This is a genomic window from Pseudomonas sp. NA-150 (assembly GCF_044336365.1).
Lineage (GTDB): Bacteria > Pseudomonadota > Gammaproteobacteria > Pseudomonadales > Pseudomonadaceae > Aquipseudomonas.
On record NZ_CP172305.1, the window covers coordinates 5,283,951 to 5,309,773 of the forward strand.

At 59.9% G+C, this 25,823-nt stretch carries 22 protein-coding genes and 2 pseudogenes; 17 read left to right on the plus strand and 7 right to left on the minus strand.

The genetic code is table 11. The annotated features are described in order from the left end of the window. Positions 1-12: 12 nt before the first annotated feature. Positions 13-2,130: a type VI secretion system Vgr family protein gene (locus ACF0H7_RS24895; protein WP_397449500.1), complete on the minus strand. Its 2,118-nt coding sequence runs from the start codon at positions 2,128-2,130 to the stop codon at positions 13-15. 351 nt (positions 2,131-2,481) lie between these two features. Between ACF0H7_RS24895 and ACF0H7_RS24900 the strand changes: the two genes are divergently transcribed. From ACF0H7_RS24900 to ACF0H7_RS24945, 10 genes and pseudogenes are all read left to right on the plus strand, one after another. Then, on the plus strand, positions 2,482-4,119 hold the full coding sequence (locus ACF0H7_RS24900; protein ID WP_397449501.1) for a diguanylate cyclase domain-containing protein: 1,638 nt from the start codon (positions 2,482-2,484) through the stop codon (positions 4,117-4,119). A gap of 137 nt (positions 4,120-4,256) precedes the next feature. Beyond that, on the plus strand, positions 4,257-5,171 hold the full coding sequence (locus ACF0H7_RS24905) for a LysR family transcriptional regulator (RefSeq protein ID WP_397449502.1): 915 nt from the start codon (positions 4,257-4,259) through the stop codon (positions 5,169-5,171). Between the two features lie 138 nt (positions 5,172-5,309). Continuing rightward, positions 5,310-6,773 carry a gamma-aminobutyraldehyde dehydrogenase gene (locus tag ACF0H7_RS24910; protein WP_397454010.1) on the plus strand — a complete coding sequence of 488 codons (1,464 nt, stop codon included), beginning with the start codon at positions 5,310-5,312 and terminating at the stop codon, positions 6,771-6,773. A gap of 106 nt (positions 6,774-6,879) precedes the next feature. Then, a complete protein-coding gene (ydcS, locus tag ACF0H7_RS24915; protein ID WP_397449503.1) occupies positions 6,880-8,031 on the plus strand; it encodes a putative ABC transporter substrate-binding protein YdcS in 1,152 nt (383 codons plus the stop codon). Positions 8,032-8,242: 211 nt separating this feature from the next. Next, on the plus strand, positions 8,243-9,283 hold the full coding sequence (locus ACF0H7_RS24920; protein WP_397449504.1) for an ABC transporter ATP-binding protein: 1,041 nt from the start codon (positions 8,243-8,245) through the stop codon (positions 9,281-9,283). A gap of 2 nt (positions 9,284-9,285) precedes the next feature. Further along, a complete protein-coding gene (locus tag ACF0H7_RS24925) occupies positions 9,286-10,239 on the plus strand; it encodes an ABC transporter permease (RefSeq protein ID WP_397449505.1) in 954 nt (317 codons plus the stop codon). Next, the gene (locus tag ACF0H7_RS24930; protein ID WP_397449506.1) at positions 10,229-11,056 is read left to right on the plus strand and encodes an ABC transporter permease; all 828 of its coding nucleotides are present in this window, start codon (positions 10,229-10,231) and stop codon (positions 11,054-11,056) included. The genes ACF0H7_RS24925 and ACF0H7_RS24930 overlap by 11 nt, the downstream gene beginning before the upstream one ends. A gap of 114 nt (positions 11,057-11,170) precedes the next feature. Next, entirely contained in the window at positions 11,171-12,595 is a 1,425-nt protein-coding gene (locus ACF0H7_RS24935; RefSeq protein WP_397449507.1) for a gamma-aminobutyraldehyde dehydrogenase, read from the plus strand. 200 nt (positions 12,596-12,795) lie between these two features. After that, positions 12,796-14,274 (plus strand): APC family permease, encoded by a 1,479-nt coding sequence (locus ACF0H7_RS24940; protein ID WP_397449508.1) that lies wholly within the window; start codon positions 12,796-12,798, stop codon positions 14,272-14,274. Positions 14,275-14,307: 33 nt separating this feature from the next. Next, positions 14,308-14,906, plus strand: a pseudogene (locus ACF0H7_RS24945) (aldehyde dehydrogenase family protein); the annotation flags it as partial. Between the two features lie 440 nt (positions 14,907-15,346). Here the strand turns inward: ACF0H7_RS24945 and ACF0H7_RS24950 are convergent. Together ACF0H7_RS24950 and ACF0H7_RS24955 are read right to left on the minus strand one after the other, a co-directional pair. Continuing rightward, entirely contained in the window at positions 15,347-15,946 is a 600-nt protein-coding gene (locus ACF0H7_RS24950; RefSeq protein WP_397449509.1) for an NADPH-dependent F420 reductase, read from the minus strand. Positions 15,947-16,017: 71 nt separating this feature from the next. Beyond that, positions 16,018-16,752: an SDR family NAD(P)-dependent oxidoreductase gene (locus tag ACF0H7_RS24955; RefSeq protein ID WP_397449510.1), complete on the minus strand. Its 735-nt coding sequence runs from the start codon at positions 16,750-16,752 to the stop codon at positions 16,018-16,020. 114 nt (positions 16,753-16,866) lie between these two features. Between ACF0H7_RS24955 and ACF0H7_RS24960 the strand changes: the two genes are divergently transcribed. Continuing rightward, on the plus strand, positions 16,867-17,229 hold the full coding sequence (locus ACF0H7_RS24960; protein WP_397454012.1) for a winged helix-turn-helix transcriptional regulator: 363 nt from the start codon (positions 16,867-16,869) through the stop codon (positions 17,227-17,229). A gap of 435 nt (positions 17,230-17,664) precedes the next feature. After that, on the plus strand, positions 17,665-18,567 hold the full coding sequence (locus tag ACF0H7_RS24965) for a LysR family transcriptional regulator (RefSeq protein ID WP_397449511.1): 903 nt from the start codon (positions 17,665-17,667) through the stop codon (positions 18,565-18,567). A gap of 35 nt (positions 18,568-18,602) precedes the next feature. Here ACF0H7_RS24965 and ACF0H7_RS24970 read toward each other — a convergent pair whose 3' ends face one another. Next, entirely contained in the window at positions 18,603-19,061 is a 459-nt protein-coding gene (locus tag ACF0H7_RS24970; RefSeq protein WP_397449512.1) for a cupin domain-containing protein, read from the minus strand. 202 nt (positions 19,062-19,263) lie between these two features. Between ACF0H7_RS24970 and ACF0H7_RS24975 the strand changes: the two genes are divergently transcribed. Beyond that, positions 19,264-20,166 (plus strand): LysR family transcriptional regulator, encoded by a 903-nt coding sequence (locus ACF0H7_RS24975; protein ID WP_397449513.1) that lies wholly within the window; start codon positions 19,264-19,266, stop codon positions 20,164-20,166. A gap of 35 nt (positions 20,167-20,201) precedes the next feature. On the opposite strand, the gene ACF0H7_RS24980 is transcribed toward ACF0H7_RS24975, so the two are convergent. Further along, a complete protein-coding gene (locus ACF0H7_RS24980) occupies positions 20,202-20,660 on the minus strand; it encodes a cupin domain-containing protein (RefSeq protein WP_397449514.1) in 459 nt (152 codons plus the stop codon). A gap of 313 nt (positions 20,661-20,973) precedes the next feature. Here ACF0H7_RS24980 and ACF0H7_RS24985 point away from each other — a divergent pair, with 313 nt between their 5' ends. Then, positions 20,974-21,570 carry a hypothetical protein gene (locus ACF0H7_RS24985; RefSeq protein ID WP_397449515.1) on the plus strand — a complete coding sequence of 199 codons (597 nt, stop codon included), beginning with the start codon at positions 20,974-20,976 and terminating at the stop codon, positions 21,568-21,570. A 282-nt stretch (positions 21,571-21,852) separates the two neighbouring features. On the opposite strand, the gene ACF0H7_RS24990 is transcribed toward ACF0H7_RS24985, so the two are convergent. After that, a complete protein-coding gene (locus ACF0H7_RS24990; protein WP_397449516.1) occupies positions 21,853-22,737 on the minus strand; it encodes a LysR family transcriptional regulator in 885 nt (294 codons plus the stop codon). 96 nt (positions 22,738-22,833) lie between these two features. On the opposite strand from ACF0H7_RS24990, the gene ACF0H7_RS24995 reads away from it, so the two are divergent. The 3 genes and pseudogenes from ACF0H7_RS24995 to ACF0H7_RS25005 form a co-directional block, all read left to right on the plus strand. Next, positions 22,834-23,970 carry a DSD1 family PLP-dependent enzyme gene (locus ACF0H7_RS24995; protein WP_397449517.1) on the plus strand — a complete coding sequence of 379 codons (1,137 nt, stop codon included), beginning with the start codon at positions 22,834-22,836 and terminating at the stop codon, positions 23,968-23,970. Next, positions 23,960-24,370 (plus strand): RidA family protein, encoded by a 411-nt coding sequence (locus tag ACF0H7_RS25000; protein ID WP_397449518.1) that lies wholly within the window; start codon positions 23,960-23,962, stop codon positions 24,368-24,370. The genes ACF0H7_RS24995 and ACF0H7_RS25000 overlap by 11 nt, the downstream gene beginning before the upstream one ends. Beyond that, a pseudogene (locus tag ACF0H7_RS25005) lies at positions 24,367-24,630 on the plus strand (GNAT family N-acetyltransferase); the annotation flags it as partial. The gene ACF0H7_RS25000 and the pseudogene ACF0H7_RS25005, both read left to right, overlap by 4 nt. 1 nt (position 24,631) lies before the next feature. Here ACF0H7_RS25005 and ACF0H7_RS25010 read toward each other — a convergent pair. Beyond that, positions 24,632-25,738: an NADH:flavin oxidoreductase/NADH oxidase gene (locus ACF0H7_RS25010; protein ID WP_397449519.1), complete on the minus strand. Its 1,107-nt coding sequence runs from the start codon at positions 25,736-25,738 to the stop codon at positions 24,632-24,634. Positions 25,739-25,823 lie beyond the last annotated feature (85 nt).

Below are 25,823 nucleotides of genomic sequence, written 5' to 3' on the forward strand. Positions count from 1 at the left end.
TTTTCCGTCCGGTTAATCGGAGACGTGGGCGTCGTCGATGGAGGGGGGTGCAGGCGGCGCTGCTTTCGATTTGTCCGCAGCAAGGCCCTCTGCCATCGCCGGCAGGAGGGTGGTTTCGTCTAGCGGCGGGCCTAATTCACCGGCTGCCAAAGGCTGATTTCCCTCTGGCAACACCGGCGCTGCCGGTGTCCCGGCCATCGGCGCGCCACCTGGCAAAATCGGCGTGCTGACAAAAATGCCCGAGGCGTTCATGACCAGATGATGGCCGCCTGCGCCCAGCGACAGGTTGGTTCCGGCGTTGAGGACGACGTGCTCGCCGCCGGAGATGTGGATCTGGGTTCCGGCTTCGACCACATACGTCAGGCCGACGCGGGTATGACTGCTGCCCGCCACGTCAAGATTATCGTTACCCTGAATCAACACCCTGCGGTCGCCGCCGACGATGAGGTTTTCGTCGCCACCGATTTCGGTCCGGCTATCGCCACCCACGGTTTCCAGGCGGTTGTTGCCGACTTCAAGGCGATAGTCGTTCTGGATCAGTTGCTCCATGTCGCGTTGGGCACGCAGGTAGACCAGCTCCTCACCGCTCTTGTCGTCGACATGGACCTCGTTATAGCCACCTTTGCCATCTGGAGTGCTACGGCTGCGGAACACGCTTTTGGTTTTATGTTTGGGCAGTTCGTAGGGCACTGGATTCAGGTTATTGGGAAAACACCCTGTCACGACCGGCTTCGTGGCATCTCCGCTCATAAAGATGACGACGACCTCCATGCCCACCCTTGGCAAACTGACGGTGCCGTAATAATCGCCCGCCAAACTGGAAGCGACCTGGACCCAGCAGCTGGTGCGTTCGTCATCAAACTCGCGTCGATCCCAGAAAAACTTGACCTTGATGCGACCGAACTCATCGCAGTAGATCTCGTCCTTTTCCGGGCCGGTTACCACCGCCAAGTGCGTGCCGATGAGCCGTGTCCTTCCAGCGTCGTCCAGCCGCATGCGGAACTGGACCTTTTCCGGGATGGCCAAAAAGCTGTTGTGATAGCCCTCCTTGATCACCTTCGAGTCAATCTTGATAGCCGAGGCCAGCTCCTCTAGAACCTGTGGTTGATAGCCTTCATGCTTGACCCAGACCAACAGCCACGGTCTGTTCCAGCTGATATCGGGGTGTTTTTCAAGACGTAACAGGGTGCCGCTGCATAACAACGGCTGATCGCTTTTACCTTCGGCCTGTTCGACGTCCCAGCGATGACGTTGCAGAGTAAGTCTCGCCAGATGGGCGGCACGGAGCTGGTCCCTGAAATGACCGGGATAGATGGAGTCGCTGAGGTGCGGCACGGGTTTGGGCTTTTCGTTGCGCTGGATCTGATCCTGGGTTGGCCCGTATTCGTGCTCGGCCTTCAGGGTCAGGTCGGCATTTTGAAAATCGTAGTCGCGCAACTCGACATGGCTGGTGCGGGTACAGACTTTGACGCTGAAGTCGAGGACGGTCTGTTCTTCGCCGACCATGCCGTTCAGACGATTGAACGGCACCGTCAGCGCTGTGTGGTGCGGGAAGCGCACTTCATCGTTGGCGAAGATCAGCCGATGGCCGGCGGGGGAATGCTCGAAACGATAGTGCCAGCCGTCCTCGGCGCAGAGGCGATGAATGAACTCCAAGTCGGATTCATCAAACTGGACACAATATTCACGCGGCGGAACCTGGCCGGTGGGTCTGTCGATTTCTACCTGCAAGCCATTGAATAGGCCGTGCTCCTTGAGCACTTGCAGGATGATTTCAGGGACGGTCTGGTCCTGAAAAATGCGTCGGTTGTTCGTATGTTCCAAGAACTTCAGGTAAGGCGCCAGTAAGAACTGGTAGCGAGTGAAGCGACCGACTTCCCAGCGCTCCGCAACGCTGTAGAGCACCCCATGCAGCCCCTCCCCGTTCGGGCCAAAGGAGAGGAAAGCCTGCTTACCCAACAACTCTTCCAGATCGTAAGAGGAATGCGGACTGACCAGCTCGACCTTGATTTCGTAGGGTTTGCTGAGGGCTTCGACGCCCTCGAATTCGAGGACGCGGAGGACGTAGTCTCGGTTGCCATCTAGGACAGTGAAGGTAAATGTAGGGGGATTGCCGTGGGTAAGAGGCATACGCAGCTTTCCTTGTGGGATCAGCGCGCAATTTTCAGTTAACTCAGCCGGACATAATGCCGGCGACAGGACATCAAGATTGTGGGAATTATCCGAAGATCTTGAATGTTTTGCCTTACGGACACCTACTCAGCGCTTCACTCCCAACCTTTAAAGACGCCGAGCTCCTCGTAGCAGTCCGACTTGCCAGCATCAGCAGCCTTCGAACCGCCATCGCCAGCAAGCCGGTCTTCTACAAAAATATGACGCTCAAACAACCCACAACCAATCATCAATAGCCCCTAGGGTCTTTCCGGAAAAACCTGACAAGATAGAGCCCCCTCCCGACTCTTAATCTGCGGAAGCCTGCTCATGCGTCACTTGCCCAGTTTGCGCAGCCGCTTTGCACTGCTGATTGCCGTTCTGGTGAGTCTGCTCAGTTGGGGCCTGGGTTCGCTGATCAGTCATGACTCCAGCACGCGGATGCGCAGCGAAATTGGCATGGACCTCGCTGAAGTTTCCTACCAGATGATTGATCGTCTGGACCGTGACATGGCCAATCGTGCACATATTCTTACGGTACTCAGTCATTTGCAGGTGCTGCGCCAACCGGATGACGTCGGGAAGGTCCGCGAGTTGCTCAATCATTTGCAGTTGGAGTTCCCGGAAATTGCCTGGATTGGCCTTACCGATATGACGGGGGTGGTCAAGGCTTCCAGCAACGGCGTCCTCGAAGGCGCCAGCCTGGCTGAGCGGCCGGTGTTTCTTCAAGGTCGTGAGCACTTGTCGGTCGGTGACGTGCATGACGCCAAGCTGCTGGCCACGCTGTTGCCCAGCCCCAGCGGCGAAGCGTTGAAATTCGTCGATATCAGCGTGCCGGTGCTGAATGATCAGCATGTCACGGTGGCGGTGTTGGCGGCGCATATGTCCTGGGCCTGGGCCGATGACTTGCGCAAGGCGTTGGCCGATCCCAGTGAAGTACGGCACAAGGTCGAATTTTTCGTGCTCAGCGCCGACCATAAGGTACTGCTCGGCCCCCGGGAGATGCTCGGGCAACCGTTGCCGCTGCCGCTGCTCGACCGGGTCACCCGTCATCGCCCGCAATGGGACGTGCAGCAGTGGCCAGACGGCGATGAATACTTGATCGGGGTCGCGACCAGCCGCGGTTATAACGATTATCCCGGCCTTGGCTGGACGGTGGTCGCACGGCAACCGCTGGAGGAAGCCTACGCACCCGCGCACCAGCTGCAGCGCGACATTCTCGCCTGGGGTGTCGCCCTGGCGGTATTGGTGGCATATATCGGCTGGCTACTGGCGTCTTGGTATACCCGACCGCTGTGGCACATCGCGAAAGCTGCCGACCGTTTGAGTGCCGGCGAAATCCTCGAGATTCCGGACCTCAAGGGCACTCGGGAAATCGCTCAGTTGAGTCAATCGATTCGCCATCTGGTGGCCAGCCTGAGCAATCAACAGACCGCGTTGGGGGTGATGGAAAGCCTCGCCCATCACGACCCGTTGACCGGTTTGCCGAACCGCGCCGCGCTGGAGAAATACCTGCCGCGTGCCCAGCAGCGCAGCCAGAATGTCGGCACGTGCCTGGCGTTGCTGTACCTGGATCTGGACGGTTTCAAACCGATCAATGACGAATTCGGCCATACCGGCGGTGATGAGTTGCTGCGCGAAATCGCCGCCCGCCTGCGCAGTTGCCTGCGTGAGGGCGACATCGTTGCGCGATTGGGTGGCGATGAGTTTCTGATGGTGCTGCAAGTGACCCGCGAAGACGCAACAGGCCAGTCCCAGGCGATTGCCCATCGCGTGCTGAAGACCCTCGCCCATCCGGTCAAGCTGGGCAATCGGCAGGCGAAGGTGGGGTGCAGCGTGGGCGGCGCGCTGTGGCCGCTGGATGACCCAGACCTGAACGAAGTGCTCGAGTTGGCCGATCAGGCGCTGTATCGCGCCAAGCATGCGGGCAAGCAGCAGGCGCATTTTCATATTTCTACGTTGGATTGATCGGCAGCTCCTACAGAAAAAGGTGATCCCGTAGGCGCTGCCGAAGGCTGCGATTGAGCGCAACGCGCTCACGCCTTCCATCGATTAAAAAGATATACACTCGGAAGATTCTAAAAATACGCAAGGACTGCATTGCCATGATGACCCTGCGCCAGATCCGTCACTTCATCGCTGTCGCCGAGACCGGCTCGATCTCCGCCGCTGCCCAGGCGGTGTTCATCTCCCAGTCCACGCTGACCCTGGCCATCCAGCAATTGGAGCAGGAAATCGGCGTCATCCTGTTTAATCGCCACGCCAAGGGCATGACCCTGACTCACCAGGGTCATCAGTTTTTGCGTCAGGCGCATTTGATTCTGGCAACGGTGGACAACGCCAAGCGCAGCCTGCAACAGAGTACCGATCAGGTTGCCGGTCAGTTGATCATCGGCGTGACCAGCCTGGTCGCCGGTTATTACCTAGCGGATCTATTGACTCGCTTTCAGCGCGCCTACCCCAACGTTGCCATTCGGGTCATGGAAGACGAGCGTCCCTATATCGAGCACTTGCTGGTCAGCGGCGAAATCGATGTCGGTGTGTTGATCCTCTCCAACCTCGAAGACCGCCACGCGCTGCAAACCGAAGTGCTGACCCACTCGCCGCATCGGGTGTGGTTGCCCGCGCAGCACCCGCTGTTGGAGCATGACAGCATCAACCTGGCGGACGTGGCGCGCGAGCCGTTGATTCAGTTGAACGTCGACGAGATGGACATGAATGCCTTGCGCATGTGGTCCGGCGCCGGTTTGCAACCCCACATCACCTTGCGTACCGCCTCGACGGAAGCCGTGCGAAGCCTGGTGGCCGCCGGCCTTGGGCTGTCCATTCAGCCAGACATGACCTATCGCCCCTGGTCACTGGAGGGCGACATCATCGAAGCGCGTCCGCTGGCGGACCTCAGCCAGACCCTGGATGTCGGCCTGGCCTGGCGTCGCGGCACAGCCAGACCGGCGCTGGTCGACCCTTTTCTGACCGTCGCTCGCGAGCAACCTCACGCCGGGCGCAGGCTATCTATTTAATCGAACGCTGCTTTCAGTATTTAGTATTTGTCGACCTCTCGCCCGAGCACTAGTCTCTGTAGGTATAGAGAAAGGCCAGGCGCTCCAAGGAATAAGCCCATGGAAAACACGGCCACACAAAAAAAGAGAATCTCGAAAATGGCTGGCGCGCACCCGACACCGCTGTTTACAGCACTGTTGATCGACGGAGAGTTGGTCGCAGGTCAGGGTTTTGCCGAGCCGATTCTCAACCCGGCCACGGGCGAAGTATTGACCCGTATCGCCGAGGCCAGCACCGAGCAAGTCGAAACCGCGATTCTCGCCGCGCACAGGGCCTTTGCCAGTTGGTCGCGCACCACGCCGCAGCAACGCTCGAACATTCTGCTGTCCATCGCCGATGCCATTGAAAAACAGGCCGACCTGCTCGCGCGCCTCGAATCGCTGAACTGCGGCAAGCCGCTGCATCTGGCGCGTCAGGACGATTTGAGCGCAACCGTCGACGTGTTCCGTTTCTTCGCGGGTGCCGTGCGTTGCCAGACTGGCCAGTTGTCCGGCGAATACCTGCCGGGCTACACCAGCATGGTGCGTCGTGATCCGATTGGTGTGGTGGCGTCCATCGCGCCGTGGAACTACCCGATCATGATGGCCGCCTGGAAAATCGCCCCGGCGTTGGCGGCCGGTAATACCTTGGTGTTCAAGCCGTCGGAACATACGCCCCTGTCTATTCTTGCTTTGGCGCCCGTGCTGTCGGAGTTGTTACCGCGCGGCGTGATCAACATTGTCTGCGGTGGTGGCGAAGGTGTCGGCAGCCATTTGGTGAGCCACCCGAAAGTGCGCATGGTCTCGCTGACCGGCGATATCGTCACTGGGCAGAAAATCCTCCAGGCCGCCGCCAAAACCCTGAAACGTACCCATCTGGAATTGGGCGGCAAAGCGCCGGTGATCGTCTGCAACGACGCCGACATTCAGGCGGTAGTCGAAGGCGTGCGCACTTACGGTTATTACAACGCGGGCCAGGATTGCACCGCGGCCTGCCGGATCTACGCCCAGGCCGGGATTCACGACCGCTTGGTGGCGGAACTGGGCGCAGCCGTCAGCAGCCTGCGCTTCGCCGGTAAACGCGACGCCGACAACGAAATCGGTCCGTTGATCAGCACCCGCCAGCGCGACCGTGTGGCCAGTTTTGTCGAGCGCGCACTGGGTCAGCCGCACATCGAGCGCATCACTGGCGCTGCGGTGCATTCCGGCGCGGGATTCTTTTATCAACCCACCCTGCTCGCTGGCTGCAAACAAAGCGACGAAATCGTCCAGCGCGAAGTGTTCGGTCCGGTGGTCACCGTGACCCGCTTCGATCAGCTGGAACAAGCGGTGGATTGGGCCAACGACTCGGAATACGGCCTGGCGTCGTCGATCTGGACCCAGAACCTGGACAAGGCCATGCAGGTCGCGGCACGCCTGCAATATGGCTGCACCTGGATCAACAGCCACTTCATGTTGGTCAGCGAAATGCCCCACGGCGGTCTGAAGCGTTCGGGTTATGGCAAGGATCTGTCCAGCGATTCACTGCAGGACTACAGCGTGGTGCGCCACATCATGGCGCGCCACGGGCAGGACTTGAGCTGAGCAAAGCTCAAGAAGCATTACGCACTATTCTAAGAGTCAGCCTGAAGAAGGCAGCGTTACCCCTGTTGAAAACTGCCCCGACCATAATTAAAGAAGAGGGAATGCCATGTCAGCGCTCAAGACCGCGTTATTCAGCGCCGTAGCCACCGCGATGTTTACCAGTTGCGGGGTTTCGGCAGCGGAGATGCTCAACAAAGTAGGTGCGGGTGAAGGCCAGCTCGATATCGTGGCCTGGCCGGGTTATATCGAGCGCGGCGAAAGCGACAAGGCCTACGACTGGGTGACCGGTTTCGAGAAGGAGACGGGCTGCAAAGTCAGCGTCAAAACGGCCGCCACCTCCGACGAGATGGTCAGTTTGATGGCCAAGGGCGGTTATGACCTGGTGACCGCGTCTGGCGATGCTTCGCTGCGGTTGATCGTTGGTAAACGCGTACAGCCAATCAACACCGCGCTGATTCCGAACTGGAAAAACGTCGATCCACGCCTGGCCAACGGCCCGTGGTTCGTGGTCAACAAGCAGACCTACGGCACGCCTTATCAGTGGGGCCCGAACGTGCTGCTGTACAACACCAACGTATTCAAGACGCCGCCCACCAGCTGGAGCGTGGTGTTCGAGCAACAGAACCTGCCGGACGGCAAACCGAACAAAGGCCGGGTGCAGGCGTATGACGGCCCGATCTATATCGCCGACGCCGCGCTGTACCTGAAATCGACCAAGCCTGAACTGGGGATCAAAAACCCCTACGAACTGACTGAAGTCCAGTACAAAGCCGTGCTCGATCTGTTGCGTGCCCAGCAGCCGTTGATTCACCGCTACTGGCACGACGCGACCGTGCAAATGAGTGACGTGAAGAACGAAGGTGTCGTGGCTACCAGCTCGTGGGGCTACATGGTCAACGGCCTGCAAACCGACAAGCAGCCGGTGGCTTCGACCATCCCGAAAGAAGGCGCCACCGGTTGGGCTGACACCACCATGCTCCACGCCGACGCCAAGCACCCGAACTGCGCTTACAAGTGGATGGACTGGTCGCTGCAACCCAAGGTCCAGGGTGACGTAGCGGCGTGGTTCGGTTCGTTGCCCGCCGTGCCGGCCGCGTGCAAAGCCAGCGAACTACTGGGCGCCGAAGGTTGCGCCACCAATGGCTACGACCTGTTCGACAAGATCGCTTTCTGGAAAACCCCACAGGCTGAAGGCGGCAAGTTCGTGCCATACAGCCGCTGGACCCAGGATTACATCGCGATCATGGGCGGGCGCTAGTCTCCTCAGGCGCAAATTTCTGTAGGAGCAACCGGTCGACGCTCGATTGTTCGCGAGGCGCTTGGCATGACACACCGCATCAAGCCTCTCGCCAACAAGTTGGCTCCTACAGACCATCGCGTACGAATGGCCCCAACTTAAAGATCCAGTTTTTTCAGATGTCCAGGCAAGGACCGCTGCGACGGCCCTCGCCTTTTTGGAGCTACGCACCATGACGCTTGCAGTCCAGTTCACCCAAGTTTCCCGTCAGTTCGGCGAAGTGAAAGCCGTTGACCGGGTTTCCATCGACATCAAGGACGGCGAGTTTTTTTCGATGCTGGGCCCTTCGGGTTCGGGCAAGACGACCTGTCTGCGTTTGATTGCCGGTTTCGAGCAACCGAGCGCAGGTTCGATCCGTATTCACGGCGAAGAGGCCGCCGGTCTGCCGCCCTATCAGCGTGATGTGAACACGGTGTTCCAGGATTACGCCCTGTTCCCGCACATGAACGTGCGCGAGAACGTGGCCTACGGTTTGAAGGTCAAGGGCGTCGGCAAGGCTGAGCGCCTGAGCCGAGCCAATGACGCCCTGGCGATGGTCGCGCTGGACGGCTACGGCGACCGCAAACCCGCGCAATTGTCCGGTGGCCAGCGTCAGCGCGTGGCCCTCGCACGCGCCTTGGTCAATCGCCCACGGGTGCTGCTGCTCGACGAACCCTTGGGCGCCCTCGACCTCAAGCTGCGTGAGCAAATGCAGGGCGAGTTGAAGAAGCTGCAACGCCAGTTGGGCATCACCTTTATCTTTGTCACCCACGATCAAACCGAAGCGCTGTCGATGTCCGACCGGGTGGCAGTGTTCAACAAAGGCCGCATCGAGCAGGTCGACACCCCGCGCAACCTGTACATGAAACCGGCCACGACCTTTGTCGCCGAATTCGTCGGCACCTCGAACGTGTTGCGCGGCGACCTGGCGCTGCTATTGAGCGGCGCAACGCTGCCGTTTTCGATTCGTCCGGAACACATTCGCTTCGGCGAAGGTCAAGCCGGCAGCCATGAAATCCAGGTCAGCGGCCTGCTGCACGACATTCAATATCAAGGCAGCGCCACCCGTTACGAACTCAAACTCGACAACGGTCAGACCCTGAACATCAGCCAGGCCAATAACCAGTGGTTGGAGACGACTGCGCAACTGCAGACCGGTCAACGCCTGACCGCGCGCTGGGCCCGTGAAGCCATGATCCCGCTGTACGAAACCGCCGTGGGCGAGGGTCAGTGATCATGAGCCAGGCCGCTATCACCCACCCGGCGACGCAGCCCGGACAATCGCCCTTGCGGCGGTTTTCCAACCTGCTGTACCGCCGGCCGAACCTGTACCTGTCGCTACTGCTGATCCCGCCCTTGCTGTGGTTCGGCGCGGTGTACCTCGGCTCGTTGTTGACCCTGCTGTGGCAAGGTTTCTACACCTTCGACGACTTCACCATGGCGGTCACGCCGGACCTGACCCTGGCCAACTTCGCGGCACTGTTCAATCCGGCGAATTTCGACATCATCACCCGCACGCTGGGCATGGCGGTGGCGGTGTCGATTGCCAGCGGAGTCGTCGCGTTTCCCATTGCCTACTACATGGCGCGCTACACCACGGGCAAGACCAAGGCATTTTTCTACATCGCGGTGATGATGCCGATGTGGGCCAGCTACATCGTCAAGGCTTACGCCTGGACCCTGCTGCTGGCCAAGGGCGGCGTCGCGCAATGGTTCATCGAGCACCTGGGATTGGAGCCGGTATTGCAGCTGATCCTGACCATCCCCGAAGTCGGTGGCAGCACCCTGTCGACTTCACATCTTGGGCGCTTCATGGTCTTCGTCTACATCTGGCTGCCGTTCATGATCCTGCCGATCCAGGCCTCGCTGGAGCGCTTGCCACCATCGTTGCTGCAAGCCTCCGCCGACCTTGGGGCCAAGCCGTGGCAGACCTTCATCCACGTGGTGTTGCCACTGTCGGTACCGGGGATTGCTGCCGGTTCGATCTTCACTTTTTCCCTGACCTTGGGTGATTTCATCGTGCCGCAACTGGTGGGGCCGCCCGGCTACTTCATCGGCAGCATGGTTTACGCGCAGCAAGGTGCGATCGGCAATATGCCGATGGCCGCAGCCTTCACCCTGGTGCCCATCGTGTTGATCGCCATCTACCTGTCCATCGTCAAACGTCTGGGGGCCTTCGATGCGCTCTAAACCTGTTAAGCAAAGTGACCAGGCGTCCCTCGGGCTGAAGATCGCGGCGTGGGGCGGGCTGGTGTTCCTGCACTTTCCGATCTTCATCATCTTCATGTACGCCTTCAACACCGAAGACGCTGCGTTCAGTTTTCCGCCTCGGGGTTTCACCCTGAAATGGTTCAGCGTGGCGTTTTCGCGGCCCGACGTGCTGGAGTCGATCAAGCTGTCACTGGAGATTGCCTGCGTCGCCACCTTGATCGCCATCGTGCTCGGCACCCTGGCGTCTGCTGCGTTGTACCGACGTGATTTCTTCGGCAAGGACGGGATTTCTCTGATGCTGATCCTGCCCATCGCCCTACCGGGGATCATTACCGGGATCGCGCTGCTGTCGGCATTCAAGACGCTGGGGATCGAACCGGGGATGTTCACCATCATCGTCGGCCACGCGACCTTTTGTGTGGTGATCGTCTACAACAACGTCATCGCCCGTTTGCGCCGTACTTCCCACAGTTTGATCGAGGCCTCGATGGACCTCGGCGCCGACGGCTGGCAGACCTTTCGCTACATCATCATGCCCAACCTCGGCTCGGCGTTATTGGCGGGCGGGATGCTGGCGTTCGCCCTGTCGTTCGACGAAATCATCGTCACCACCTTTACCGCCGGCCATGAACGGACGCTGCCGATCTGGCTGCTCAATCAGCTCAGTCGACCACGGGATGTGCCGGTGACCAACGTTGTCGCGATGCTGGTGATGATGGTCACCATGTTGCCGATTCTCGGCGCCTATTACCTGACCCGTGGCGGCGAAAGCGTGGCGGGCAGTGGCGGTAAGTAAACACAACACCTTGTAGGAGCGGGCTTGCCCGCGATGGCTGCGGCGCTGTCGCGGGCCCTGTCGCGGGCAAGCCCGCTCCTACAGAAAAACCGATCGTTTGAAGAGGACGTGTTCATGCAAACCAAACTGTTGATCAATGGCCAACTGGTGGTCGGCGAAGGTCCGAGCCAACCGGTGTTCAATCCGGCCCTGGGTCGGGTATTGATCGAAATCAACGAAGCCAGCGAAGCCCAGGTCGATGCCGCCGTACGCGCCGCCGATGCCGCCTTTGACAGCTGGTCACAGACCACGCCCAAGGATCGCTCGCTGTTGCTGCTGAAACTCGCCGACGCCATCGAGGCCCACGGCGAAGAGCTGGCCAAGCTGGAATCCGACAACTGCGGCAAGCCGTATCACGCGGCGCTCAACGATGAGATCCCGGCGATTGCCGACGTGTTCCGTTTCTTCGCCGGTGCCTGCCGCACCATGAACGGCTCGGCGGCTGGTGAGTATCTGCCGGGCCACACCTCGATGATCCGTCGTGACCCGGTGGGTGTGATTGCCTCCATCGCACCGTGGAACTACCCGCTGATGATGGTCGCCTGGAAAATCGCCCCGGCACTGGCCGCCGGTAATACCGTGGTGCTCAAGCCGTCGGAACAAACGCCGCTGACTGCGTTGCGTCTGGTGGAATTGGCGTCGGAGATTTTCCCGGCCGGCGTGCTCAACCTGGTGTTCGGCCGTGGGCAGACCGTGGGCAATCCGCTGATCACTCACCCGAAGGTGCGCATGGTCTCGTTGACCGGCTCGATCACCACCGGCTCGCACATCATTTCCAGCACCGCCGACAGCGTCAAACGCATGCACATGGAACTGGGCGGCAAGGCGCCGGTGATTATCTTTGATGACGCCGACATCGACGCGGCGGTCGAGGGCATTCGTACCTTCGGTTTCTACAACGCTGGCCAGGACTGCACCGCTGCGTGCCGGGTCTACGCACAGAAAGGTATCTACGAGAAGTTCGTCGCCAAACTGGGCGAAGCGGTCAGCACCATCAAACACGGTTTGCAAGGTGACCCGAACACCGAGATGGGTCCGCTGATCACTGCTCAGCATCGCGACCGAGTCATCGGTTTCGTCGAACGCGCCCTTGCGCAGCCGCACATTCGCCTGATCACCGGCGGCAAGGTGATTGAAGGCAATGGTTTTTTCTTCGAACCCACGGTGATTGCCGATGCGCTGCAGGATGACGAAATCGTCCGCCGCGAAGTGTTCGGGCCGGTGGTGTCGGTGACTCAGTTCGACGACGAAGCACAAGTGCTGGCCTGGGCCAACGAATCGGACTACGGCCTGGCCTCTTCGGTCTGGACCCAGGACCTGGGCCGCGCCCATCGCCTGGCAGCGCGTTTGCAGTACGGCTGCACTTGGGTCAACACCCACTTCATGCTGGTCAGCGAAATGCCCCACGGCGGGCAGAAGTTGTCCGGTTATGGCAAAGACATGTCGATGTACGGCCTGGAGGATTACACCACTGTAAGGCATGTGATGTTTAAGCATTAAAAGCATTCGCAGCCTTCGGCAGCTCCTACAGTTGAAATGCGATCTCCTGTAGGAGCTGCCGCAGGCTGCGAAAAGGTCGGTACGACCTTCACCGTTTCACCCGCAATGCAGACATAACAATAACGATCGAATCGGGCAGTGCAGGATTGCACCGCTCCGGATTCGCATACCCAAAATCTGCCGATTCCCTGGAGAAACACATGACCGTTCCATCCCTATCTTCGGCCGCGGACAGCGATGCCGAGCAACTTCGGAAGTTGGGTTACACCTCCAACTTCAACCGCACCATGAGCCTGTGGGAAAACTTCGCACTGGGCTTCACTTACCTATCACCCGTAGTAGGCGTGTACACCCTGTTTGGCCTGTGCCTGGCAGCCGGTGGCCCACCGATGTTCTGGGCGTATTTGCTGGTGGGCATCGGCCAGTTGCTGGTGTGCCTGATCTTCGGTGAAGTGGTGTCGCAGTTCCCGATTTCCGGTGGCGTCTACCCGTGGGCCCGTCGCTTGGTGGGCAAACGCTGGGCGTGGATGGTCGGCTGGATCTACGCCATCGCCCTGTGCGTGACCATCGCCGCCGTTGCCGTGGGTGCAGGGCCGTATCTGGCCGCGATGCTCGGTTTCGAGGCCAGCAACAACACCAATATCGTGATTGCGCTGGTGCTCACCCTGTTCGCCACCTTGGTGAACCTCAGTGGCACCAAAGTGCTGGCCCGCATCGCCATGTTCGGCTTTCTGTGCGAACTGATCGGCGCTGTGATCGTCGGCGTCTACCTGCTGGTCTTTGAGCGTCACCAGCCGATCAGCGTGCTGTTCAACACCTTCGACATCCGCATCGACGGTTCATACATGCCGGCCTTCCTCACCGCGTCGTTGGCGGGGATGTTCCTGTATTACGGCTTCGAGGCCTGCGGTGACGTCGCCGAAGAAACCCCGAACCCGAGCAAGATGATCCCGCGCGCCATGCGCATGACCATCTACATCGGCGGCATCGCAGCAATGTTCGCCTGCCTGGCGCTGATCCTCGCCGTGCCGGACATGAGCGCAGTGATCAACGGCACCGACAAAGACCCGGTCACCACCATTCTCAGCAACGCCTTTGGCGTCAATGGTTCGAAAGTGGTGATGGGTGTGGTCATGGTCTCGTTCATCTCCTGCGTGATCAGCCTGCAAGCCGCTGCCAGCCGACTGCTCTACGCCTATGCCCGCGACCAGATGATCATTGGCAGCAATGCCTTGAAACGCCTGTCACCGAACACCCAAGTGCCCGTCGCGGCGCTGCTGGTGTCCGGCGTGTTGCCAGCGTTGATCATCTGCCTCGGCTTCATCCTGCAAGACGCCGTCGCCACCATCGTCAGCTTCGCCGCCATCGGCATCTACATCGCGTTCCAGATGATCGTCCTCGGCGCCCTCTTCGCCCGCGCACGCGGCTGGATCCCGAGTGGCCAGTTCACCTTGGGCAAATGGGGCATGCTGGTCAACATCGGCGCGCTGGTGTACGGCGTCCTTGCCATCATCAACATGGCCTGGCCGCGCACTCCGGATGCCGCGTGGTACATCAACTACGCGATGGTCCTGACCACCGCCATCGTCATCGGCCTGGGCCTGGTTTATATGTGGCTGGGCAAACCGTATGACCACGGGACTGCACCGGCTGGGGATGCGTGGCAGATTCATAAGTAAGGTTTGCGGGGCCTGTAAGGGCCCCCTTCGCCCCCGATCGGTGTCTGCGGCCTGATCACGCCCTGGAACAGGCCGCTCTATCAAATAACCGCGAAAGTCGCACCGGCACTCGCCGCCGGGTGCACGGTGGTGCTGAAACCGAGCGAGCTGTCGCCGCTCAGCGCCCTTCTGTTTGCGCAACGGGTACACGACGCGGCCTTTCCCCAGGCGTGTTCAACCTGGTGAATGGCAGCGGTCCTGAAGTCGGCGGCGCCATCGCTGCGCATCCCGATCTCGACATGATCTCGATCACCGGCTCAAACCGCGCGGGCGCGCTCGTCGCATAGGCAGCGGCTCATAGTGTGAAACGCGTCACTCAGGAACTGGGCGGCAAATCCCCGAACGTTCTGCTTCCCGATGCCGATTTCGCCACCGCCGTCGCCACAGGAATCATGTCTGCGCTCCGCAACGTCGGACAGTCGTGCAGCGCGCCGACACGAATGATCGTGCCAAGAAACAGGCTGGCAGAGGTCGAATCGCTGGCCGCCGCAACGGCAAACGCCATCGTCGTCGGCGACCCTCAATCACAAGAAACAGTGCTCGGCCCAATTGCCAATGAAGCCCGGATCCGTACGCACCGTTTGGCGGCTATAAGCGTTCGGGTAATGGGCGTGAGTAGGGTGTTTATGGGTTTGAGGAATACCGGGAAACCAAGACGATTATTGGGTTTGGCTAGGGTCTGTTGAGGTAGGGCTTAGGGAGGCGTTTTAACAGGTATTCGGGGAAATCCTGTTGCCATGCCTCCTTTCAAATATAAAACAAACTCTTTTATTTCAATGGCTTGAAATCAAGTTTCTGCCCGAAGGGCGTAGGAGCAAGCTTGCTCGCGATCTGGCGCGTAGCGCCAGTGACACCAGAACACGCGGAGTAACAGGCACAACTGGCAACGCGGATTTACGACCGCTCCGCGCTCGATTGCCGGCAAGCCGATCGAACGCGGGGTGTGACGACAGGCGGAGATCGGCCAGATGCTGACGGTAGCGGCCCTTTTTCCACGAGGCAGGATCGCATCGAAATTAGCGAGCACGATTCATCAATCGAATTTGACCAAGTCCTTAAAGATCAGTTGACCCCAGCTATTTCCGCGCGCCTGCACAAGTAGTCCACCTTCCGAAAGCCCGCCAAGTTTGATCGGCGAGAAACCAAGATTTTCCGCAAGCGCACCAATCTCCGCTGCGGCGCCGTCATCGTCGCTCGCCAGGAACACGACTCTCCTGCCACCCTGCACGGCCGGATCTTGGTCAAGGACGGCAGCGGCCAGATGGTTGAAGCCCCTAACCAGTCTTGCACCCGTGAAGGCCTGCGCGACGACCTTGGAAGAAGGCTGACCTCCCAGTTCCTCAGGAGACACTCCGTAGGCATTCGTCACATCGACGATGGTCTTCCCCTGCCAGATCGGTAGCGCCTTCGCGACATCCCGGTGCGACTCGTAACGCACAGCCAAAAAGACAATGTCCGCCTTGACCGCTTCCGCCAGTGTTTTGGGGATGATCGTGGGTCCGATCGCGGCCGCAGTGGCTGCAAAGCTTTCCGGGTCGCGAGTGGTTGCAACGGATACTTCGATGCCGCTTCGGGCAAACGCTTTGGCCAGAGCCTGGCCGATATTGCCGAAGCCGATAATTGCGTAGCTCATATATTCTCCTTAGGTTTACCGAGCCCTACGGCGCTCCTATCAATCGAGTGGAGCGCTGTAGGTTTAGCGCGTCAGAGTTGCGCCAGGCCGCCGTCGACGGCGACCTCGCTGGCGGTCATGAAGCTGCTGTCCGACGACGCGAGAAAGGCCGCCGCCGCCCCGACTTCCGCCGGATCGCCCATGCGCTGGAGCGCAGTCATCGAGCCGTAGGCCTTCACGCCCTCCTCGCCCAGCGCTTCCTTCGCGAGCTCGGTCGCCGTCGGCCCGGGCGACAGCACGTTTACCCGGATGCCGGTGCCCTTCAAGTCCTCCGCCCAGGTCCGCGCGAGATTGCGCACCGCCGCCTTGCTCGCGCTGTAGGCGCTGAATGCCGGGGCGCCCGTGGTGCCGGCGCTCGATCCGGTCAGGATGATCGAACCGCCCTTGCCCATCAGAGGTAGCGCCTTCTGGACCGTGAAAATCGTACCCTTCACATTGATGTCGAAGGTTTCGTCAATGTGCTTGGCGGTGATCTCGCCGAGCCGAAGCTGGCTACCCACCCCGGCATTGGCGAAGACGATGTCGAGGGTTCCTCGCTCGGCCTTCACTGCCGCGTAGAGTCGGTCGAGGTCGGCCTCATCCGAGACCGAGCCCTTCACCGCGCGGGCATTGGGCCCGAGTTCGGCAACGGCGGCGTCGAGCGCCTCCTGCCGGCGGCCGAAGATGAAGACGAAGGCGCCCTCCTCAATGAAGCGCTTTGCTGCGGCGAGGCCGATCCCAGTAGCACCGCCAGTGATCACGGCGGTCTTTCCATTCAGTCTGGTCATGTCTTGCATCCTTCGTTTGAGATGTACCCAAGCAGGAAATTGCTTGCTTGAGAACAAGGATGCAGCTCTGGTAACCTAAGGACAAGTATGCACCTTTTGGTAAGTATCAAAAAAATGACGACAACTTCTGAAATCTGCGACACCGGATGTGGGCTCAACGCCACGCTGCGCATCATCTCGGGCAAGTGGAAACCGCTGGTCCTGTTTTTCCTGCGCGACGGCCCGAAGCGCTACGGCGAGCTCAAGCGCTTGATCCCCGGCGTCAGCGACAAGGTGCTGATCCAGCAATTGAAGGATCTTGAAGCCGATCGCGTGCTGGCGAGAACCGACTACAAGGAGGTGCCCCCGCGCGTGGACTACACGCTGACTCCGCTCGGTCGCAGCTTGGCTGACGCAATTGTCCCGCTGTGCACCTGGGGAACTGAGAACGCGGCGGAAATGGCAAGCATCTTCGCCAAACGCGACGCTTTGCCCTAGGAGGATGCTGAAGAACCGCTGAGTCGGACGACCCTCCTCATTCGTAAGAGGGCGCCAGGTCGAATGCTTCCGACCTAACGGGTCAGGATGCGCGGTTCACCAACGCCGCGACCCAGCTCCATCAATAGTGACAGGCAGAAATCGGCCAAAAGTGGACATTTGCGGCACGATCACTCTTGTCATGTAACCCGCTGGGAGTCAGCGTTCATCATGCAAACAGCCGGATGCGCACGGGCTTCACCAGCGGCGTCGGATTCAGCTCAGTTAAAACCAGGCCAGGCTTAGCATCAACCGTCGTGTCCGGGATCCGTTGCTCCAACACAGTTTGATCCAGTCGACGCATTTTCGAGCATCGCTTTCACCCTCCCGACGGCGATAAGCTCTGGCGTTTAAACGGCTGCACGGCCACACCGCGACCACCGGAGCTTCGCTTCCATGATCAAGAACCTCAGCCACTTCATCGCTTTCGATGCCGTCGCTCGGCACCTGAGTTTCGCGAAAGCCGCACGCGAGTTGGGCCTAGCACCCTCCTCTGTGGCCAAAAGCATCAGCAAACTGGAATCCCGAATCGCGGTAAAACTCTTCAATCGCACCACGCGATCAGTTCGGCTCACCCAAGAGGGCCTGGCCCTCCACCAACAGTGCGCACAGGTACTGGCGGACATTCAGGCACTTGATCAACTGGCCGATGCTACCTCTTCCCATGTGCAAGGCGTGCTGCGGGTCAGCGCGCCAATTGGTTATGGCTCCAAGGTCATCATGCCGGTGGTGAGCCGGTTACTGGAAAGGCACAGCGAGCTGCGTATCGATCTGCGCCTGTCCGACGATAGGGTGGACATCGTCGGTCAGGGGTTGGATGCGGCCATACGCTTTGGCCAACTGGCTGATTCGAACCTTGTCTCGCGGCCTTTGGAGCGCCAGTCGCTGGTGCTTTGCGCTTCCTCTCGCTACCTGCAACACCACCCACTGCCTGACGCTCCCGATGATCTGGATGGACACACGATCATCGGCTTTCGGATGCCCGGCAGCGGACGCAATCGGCCGCTTGAGTTCACTGTACGAGGCGAGGTGATAAAGACAGTTATCGAGCCACGGCTCCAGGTGAACCAAGGGGCTGCCATGCTCGACGCGCTGCTGACTGACTGCGGCTTGGGGCAACTGCCACTGTTCATGGTCCAAAGCCTGCTGGCCACTGGAGAGCTGGTGGAGTTGTTGCCGACCTACCGACCGCCTGCGCTGGATGTAACACTGCTGACCCCAGCCGGTCGGCCCATGCAGCCAAGGCTGGAAGTGTTTTTGGACGCATTGAAAGCCGCGCTGCGACCGGATCAGGTCTAACCCGTCAACGACCGGCAGCGTTGCTCAAGCGGGCGTCAGGCCGACGGGAGCAGCGTGATGCCAAAGCGCGGAGCCTGGTCGCGCAATCGGGCGATGTCCGCCGTCGAAGGCACCGATGTTTGGGCAGATTCGCTGTCTGCACTCACGCAGGCTTCCACGAACTCGTCGAAACCGGCGGGTGTACACACCACGATATAGCGTGCGCTCCCCTCCCCTTGCGCGCAAAGACGATGGGCGACATGACGTGGAATGAGCAGCGTGTCCCCAGGGTTGAGTAGCACTGTCTCGCTACCGAGCGTCACTTCCAATACCCCCGTCAGCAGGTGAATCGTCTCCTCCTCACGATCGTGGCTGTGCATTGGCGTACTGCGCCCGGGTGGGCTTTGGAATTCCAGCATGCAGAACTGACCACCGCTTTGCCGGCCCGACATCAGAACCTTGACTGTTGAACCGGTAAACATCACAGGCTTGCTCGAACGATTAACGCTATCCATCAGGTGCATCCTCGGCTTGATTGCAGGCCCCCACTGTAATCAACCCCAGCTCAAGGACAACGCCACTGCGGGCTACAATACAGATGGCTGAAAATCGCTAATCAGGGTGGCGTGGAGAAAAGGGGACGAAAGAGAAAAGGAGAAAAGGGGACAGATTTATTTTCCTAAAAATAAATCTGTCCCCTTTTTTTGTACCGCTTCCATGATCAAGAACCTCAGCCACTTCATCGCTTTCGATGCCGTCGCTCGGCACCTGAGTTTCGCGAAAGCCGCACGCGAGTTGGGCCTAGCGCCCTCCTCTGTGGCCAAAAGCATCAGCAAACTGGAATCCCGAATCGCGGTAAAACTCTTCAATCGCACCACGCGATCAGTTCGGCTCACCCAAGAGGGCCTGGCCCTCCACCAACAGTGCGCACAGGTACTGGCGGACATTCAGGCACTTGATCAACTGGCCGATGCTACCTCTTCCCATGTGCAAGGCGTGCTGCGGGTCAGCGCGCCAATTGGTTATGGCTCCAAGGTCATCATGCCGGTGGTGAGCCGGTTACTGGAAAGGCACAGCGAGCTGCGTATCGATCTGCGCCTGTCCGACGATAGGGTGGACATCGTCGGTCAGGGGTTGGACGCGGCCATACGCTTTGGCCAACTGGCTGATTCGAACCTTGTCTCGCGGCCTTTGGAGCGCCAGTCGCTGGTGCTTTGCGCTTCCTCTCGCTACCTGCAACACCACCCACTGCCTGACGCTCCCGATGATCTGGATGGACACACGATCATCGGCTTTCGGATGCCCGGCAGCGGACGCAATCGGCCGCTTGAGTTCACTGTACGAGGCGAGGTGATAAAGACAGTGATCGAGCCACGGCTCCAGGTGAACCAAGGGGCTGCCATGCTCGACGCGCTGCTGACTGACTGCGGCATGGGGCAACTGCCACTGTTCATGGTCCAAAGCCTGCTGGCCACTGGAGAGCTGGTGGAGTTGTTGCCGGCCTACCGACCGCCTGCGCTGGATGTAACACTGCTGACCCCAGCCGGTCGGCCCATGCAGCCAAGGCTGGAAGTGTTTTTGGACGCATTGAAAGCCGCGCTGCGACCGGATCAGGACTAACCCGTCAACGACCGGCAGCGTTGCTCAAGCGGGCGTCAGGCCGACGGGAGCAGCGTGATGCCAAAGCGCGGAGCCTGGTCGCGCAATCGGGCGATGTCCGCCGCCGAAGGCACCGATGTTTGGGCAGATTCGCTGTCTGCACTCGCGCAGGCTTCCACGAACTCGTCGAAACCGGCGGGTGTACACACCACGATGTAGCGTGCGCTCCCCTCCCCTTGCGCGCAAAGACGATGGGCGACATGACGTGGAATGAGCAGCGTGTCCCCAGGGTTGAGTAGCACTGTCTCGCTACCGAGCGTCACTTCCAATACCCCCGTCAGCAGGTGAATCGTCTCCTCCTCACGATCGTGGCTGTGCATTGGCGTACTGCGCCCGGGTGGGCTTTGGAATTCCAGCATGCAGAACTGACCACCGCTTTGCCGGCCCGACATCAGAACCTTGACTGTTGAACCGGTAAACATCACAGGCTTGCTCGAACGATTAACGCTGTCCATCAGGTGCATCCTCGGCTTGATTGCAGGCCCCCACTGTAATCAACCCCAGCTCAAGGACAACGCCACTGCGGGCTACTATACAGATGGCTGAAAATCGCTAATGGAGAAAAGAGGAGAAAAGGGGAAAGGAGAAAAGGGGACGGATTCATTTTCCTAAAAATAAATCCGTCCCCTTTTTTGGTCCCCTTTTTTGGACGTTGGATCTATGCCCAATCGCGAATGCGAACCTGCCGGCAAGGGACGGATTCAATGTTCCCTCCGGCAAACAGTGCTTGTATTCTTGGACATCGCTGAATAAATCGGAGAAAAAGGCGTGGCAGGTATAAAACTGGTTGCGGCACGCAAAGAAATCGCACTTGCAAGGAAAGCGCTTGATGGGCTGAAGTCGGCATCCAGTCCTAACGAAGAAGAGACACACTGGAAAGAGTTTATAGGTCGTCTCACGCGTTTCTGGAACAAGACTGAGTCCGCCTTGAAGGGCGACCCCAAGTTCTTCAATTCGCCACACGTGAAGCGTGTAAAGACCGCTTTAAAGTCCGATGAGTTAATTCGATACCTTTCCCAAGCTCGTCATGCGGACGAACATCGACATGAAGAAACGACTGGCGTCATGCCAGGCGGTTTCGAGAACGTCTCGACTAGCAATCCCAGCATGCGAGTGCGCAACCCGAAAATCACGATAAACGGCGTCACGATGGACGTGCCACCACCACCGGGCTATCAGAGAGGGACAGTAAGGGCCGAACTTCGCCTAAAGACGGTGAAAAATCGCGATCAGACCTATGCTGTGCCGCACACCCATGCGGGCCACGACATCACGCTGGCATCACTCCAGACCTACGCAGAATTGGGGTTGGCGTTCTATGAATCCGTTTTGGACGGTCTTGAGCAAGATGGATGGGACTCGTGACAGTGCACATAGCCGAAGGATGCGTGGCAACTCGATAACTTCTTGTCCCGCTATCGAGATGGCCATTTCGAGCCCGAAAAGGTCCATCCAACTTTAAAAGGCAAGTGGCCGCTCCTGGCCGCTTTCTGCCTGATGCACAGATAACATTGAGTCGAAATCGTCCCCTCATGGCTAGCAGCAGTAAAACAGAGCACGCGGAGAGCAGGCACAAACGGCACCTCGGATTCACGACCACCCCACGCCCAATCGCCGGCAAGCCGTGCTGCTACAGATGCCCCACCATCACTCCCTCAACGCATCCTCCAAAAACGCCATCAACGCCTGAACCCTCGCACTACGAAGCTTGCGCGAGGGCACCATCAAACTAATGGGCGCGCTATCGAATTGCCAGTCCGCAAGCACCCGTATCAGGTTGCCGGTGGCGATGGCGTCGCTGACATCCCATTGCGATCGCAGTACCACGCCCAGCCCTTGTTCGGCCCATCGTCGGGCTACTGATCCGTCGTTGCTGAGCAGTGCGGGTTCGATGCGCAGGGTTTTTCGGGCCTGGCCTTTGCGCAGGTGCCAGAGGGTGACGTCTTCGTCATTTTCACGGATGCAGATGCAGCGGTGCTCGGCGAGTTGGTCGGGTGTCGACGGTACACCGTGTTGTTCCAGGTAGGCCGGGCTGGCGCACAGCCAGCGGTCGTTGTGCGCAAGGGTTCTGGCGATCCATGAGCTGTCGTTGAGGCTGCCGATGTGGATCACGGCATCGCTGTCGTGCCGGTCGGGCCATGGCGTTTCGCGCAAGTCCAGGTGCAGGCACAGCTGCGGGTGCACCTTGGCAAATCGCGCCAGCAATGGCGCTATCCGTTGGCGGCCATAGCCGAACGGCGCTGCCAGCCTGAGGGTGCCGGTCAGCCGATCGTCCTGTTGCTTGAAGGACTCCGGGAGCGCCTCCAGCTGTTCCAGCAACAGTGCGCATTCACGGGCGAAACGCTCACCATCGGCTGTGAGACTCAAGCGCCGGGCGTCGCGATTGGCCAAGGTCAGGCCGAGCAGCGTCTCCAGTTTGCGCAGGCGCATGGACAGCGCGGGTGGCGAGACATTGAGGATGCGGGCAGCAGCGCTGAGGGACTCGGAGCGCGCCAGCGTCACGGCCAGACGCAGGTCATCGATAGCGATCATTCAGTTCAACTTAAGGATAAATGACGATCCATTTAACCACAGCTTTACGATGACTCAGTAGAGTGGATGCTGTACCCAGCCACCCGAGCTCCGTTTATGTCAGCGCCTTTTGCTTCCCTCGATACCCCTGTCGCGATCGTTGATGTACCGCGCATGCAGCACAATATCCAGCGCATGCAGCAACGCATGGACGCCCTGGGGGTACGCTTGCGCCCGCACGTCAAAACCAGCAAATGCTTGCCGGTCATCAAGGCGCAGATAGCCGCGGGCGCCAGCGGCGTGACGGTTTCTACCTTGAAGGAAGCCGAGCACTGCTTCGCTGAAGGGATCAGCGACGTGTTTTATGCCGTCGCCATGGCGCCCGGAAAACTGGCTCAGGCCCTGTCACTCAGGCGTCAAGGCTGCCAACTGAGCATCCTTACTGACAGCGTGTTCGCCGCGCAGTCCATCGTCGACTTCGGCAAGCAACACGATGAGTGTTTCGAGGTCTGGATCGAGATCGACTGCGACGGCCATCGGTCCGGCCTGAACGTCGAAGACGGTGTACTGGTCGACGTCGCGCGGGTACTCATTGAGGGCGGCATGCGCCTTCGCGGCGTCATGACTCACGCCGGCTCAAGCTATGAACTCGACACCCCTGAGGCGCTGCAAGCCATGGCGGAACAGGAGCGCCGCGTTTGCGTCACAGCGGCCCAACGCATCCGCGAGGCCGGGCTGTCGTGCCCGGAGGTCAGCATCGGCTCGACGCCCACCGCATTGTCTGCGCTCAACCTGGAAGGCGTCACTGAAGTACGGGCCGGCGTCTATGTGTTCTTCGACCTGGTGATGCACAACATCGGCGTCTGCCAGGCAGACGAGTTGGCATTGAGCGTGCTGACCACCGTCATCGGCCATCAGCAAGACAAGGGCTGGATCATCACCGATGCCGGTTGGATGGCCATGAGCCGTGATCGCGGTACGCAGCGCCAACGACGGGACTTCGGCTATGGGCAGGTGTGCAGCGAAGCCGGCGACTGGATCGAGGGCGCGCTGTTCAACGGTGCCAATCAAGAACACGGCCTCATCACCCTTGAGGCGGCCGACTGTGTCGACCTCGCCGCGCGCTTCCCCATCGGCAGCCGCCTGCGCATTCTGCCGAACCATGCTTGCGCCACTGGCGCGCAGTTCCCGCATTACCACGCGTGTGACGCCGATGGCGACGTGCAGATCTGGAGTCGTTTGCATGGCTGGTAATTCGATCGACCTCATTCATACCACCCACGCGGCAGCGCCCGGCGGGCATTACTCTCAGGCGGTGCTGCACGAAGGCGTGTTGTATATTTCGGGGCAACTGCCGGTACGCGCGGAAGGTAGCCACAGTGCCGATCAACCGTTTGAAGTGCAGGCAGCGATCGCGCTCGACAACCTGGTGGCGATTCTCAATGCGGCTGGCCGACAGCCCAGTGACCTGCTGAAGGTCACGATTTATATTGCAGGCATCGGGCACTGGCCCGCCTTCGACCGGATTTACGCCCGTTATCTGGGGCAACATCGACCGGCGCGCGCGGTGGTGCCCGTGCCTGCCTTGCATCATGGCTACCTGATTGAAATCGAAGCACTGGCTCGCGGTGGGGAAAAGATGACGGTTGGCTGATCGGTGCCGCATTTGCCTGCCACCAGGGCGCTTATTCCTCTATCGGCCTGGTGATCGTCAGTGATGAGTACCAAGGCAAGGGTATCGGTCGTCGACTGATGAACCTGTGCCTGGATGCCACTGCGCCACGCACGCCCATCCTCAATGCCACGGCGGCGGCGGCCGCCGAAGACGCGGGCACGCATTGTCGAGCATTGAGCCCTGCCGACTGCCCGAGGCTGATTGAACTGGCTAATGCGGGCAGCGGCCTGGACCGAACGGTCAGTCCCGCAAGTCCGACTCGTGTATCGGCTGGTCACGATGGGTGGCACGTTGATATTGCGCCGGCCACACGGCTTTGCGGCCGCCGAGGTCGTCGTCGGCATGCAGTGGCCAATACGGGTCGCGCAGCAATTCCCGGGCGAGGAAGATGATGTCGGCCTGGCAGGTTCGCAGGATGTGTTCGGCCTGGGCCGGTTCGGTGATCATGCCGACGGTGCCGGTGGCGATGCCTGATTCTTTGCGCACGCGTTCAGCGAAGCGGGTCTGGTAGCCCGGGCCGACCGGGATTTCCGCGTTGGCCGCCGTGCCGCCGGATGACACGTCGATCAAGTCCACGCCAATAGCTTTCAGGCGACGCGCCAGTTCCACGGTTTCGTCGGGATTCCAGCCATCTTCCACCCAGTCGGTGGCCGACACCCGCACGAACAGCGGCAGTTCTTCCGGCCACGCGGCGCGCACGGCTTCGGTGACCTGCAGGGTCAAGCGGATGCGGTTGTCGAAGGAGCCGCCGTACTGATCCTGACGCTGGTTGCTGATCGGCGAGAGAAATTGGTGCAGTAAATAACCATGGGCCGCGTGGATTTCAACCACTTTGAAGCCGGCAATCAGCGCGCGCTTGGCGGAGGCAACGAACGAGTCGATCACGAACTGGATCTGTTCTTCAGTCAGTTGCACCGGTTTGGTGTGGTTCGGGTCGAAGGCGATCGGAGAAGGCGCCCAAGGCGTCCAGCCACCTTCACTGGCAGGCACGCTGCCCTGCTTGCCCAGCCACGGGCGCCAAGTGCTGGCCTTGCGCCCGGCGTGGGCCAGCTGGATGCCGGCCACAGCGCCTTGAGCGGTGATAAATCGGGTGATGCGTTGCAGGGGTTCGATCTGTTCGTCGCTCCACAACCCGAGGTCTTCCGGGGTGATGCGACCGTCTTTGGTCACCGAAGTGGCTTCGGTAAAAATCAGACCAGCGCCGCCGACGGCACGGCTGCCGAGGTGCACCAGGTGCCAGTCATTGGCCAGTCCATCGACGGCCGAGTACTGGCACATCGGTGACACCGCGATGCGATTGAGCAGGGTCAGCTGGCGAAAAGTTACGGGTTCAAGCAGCAGGCTCATGAGCACCTCTCAAAGTAAGGGGTAAGGCTTCCAGACACTTAGGACGTATTCGACTTTTCCTAGAGACTAGTAGACAACCCGACCT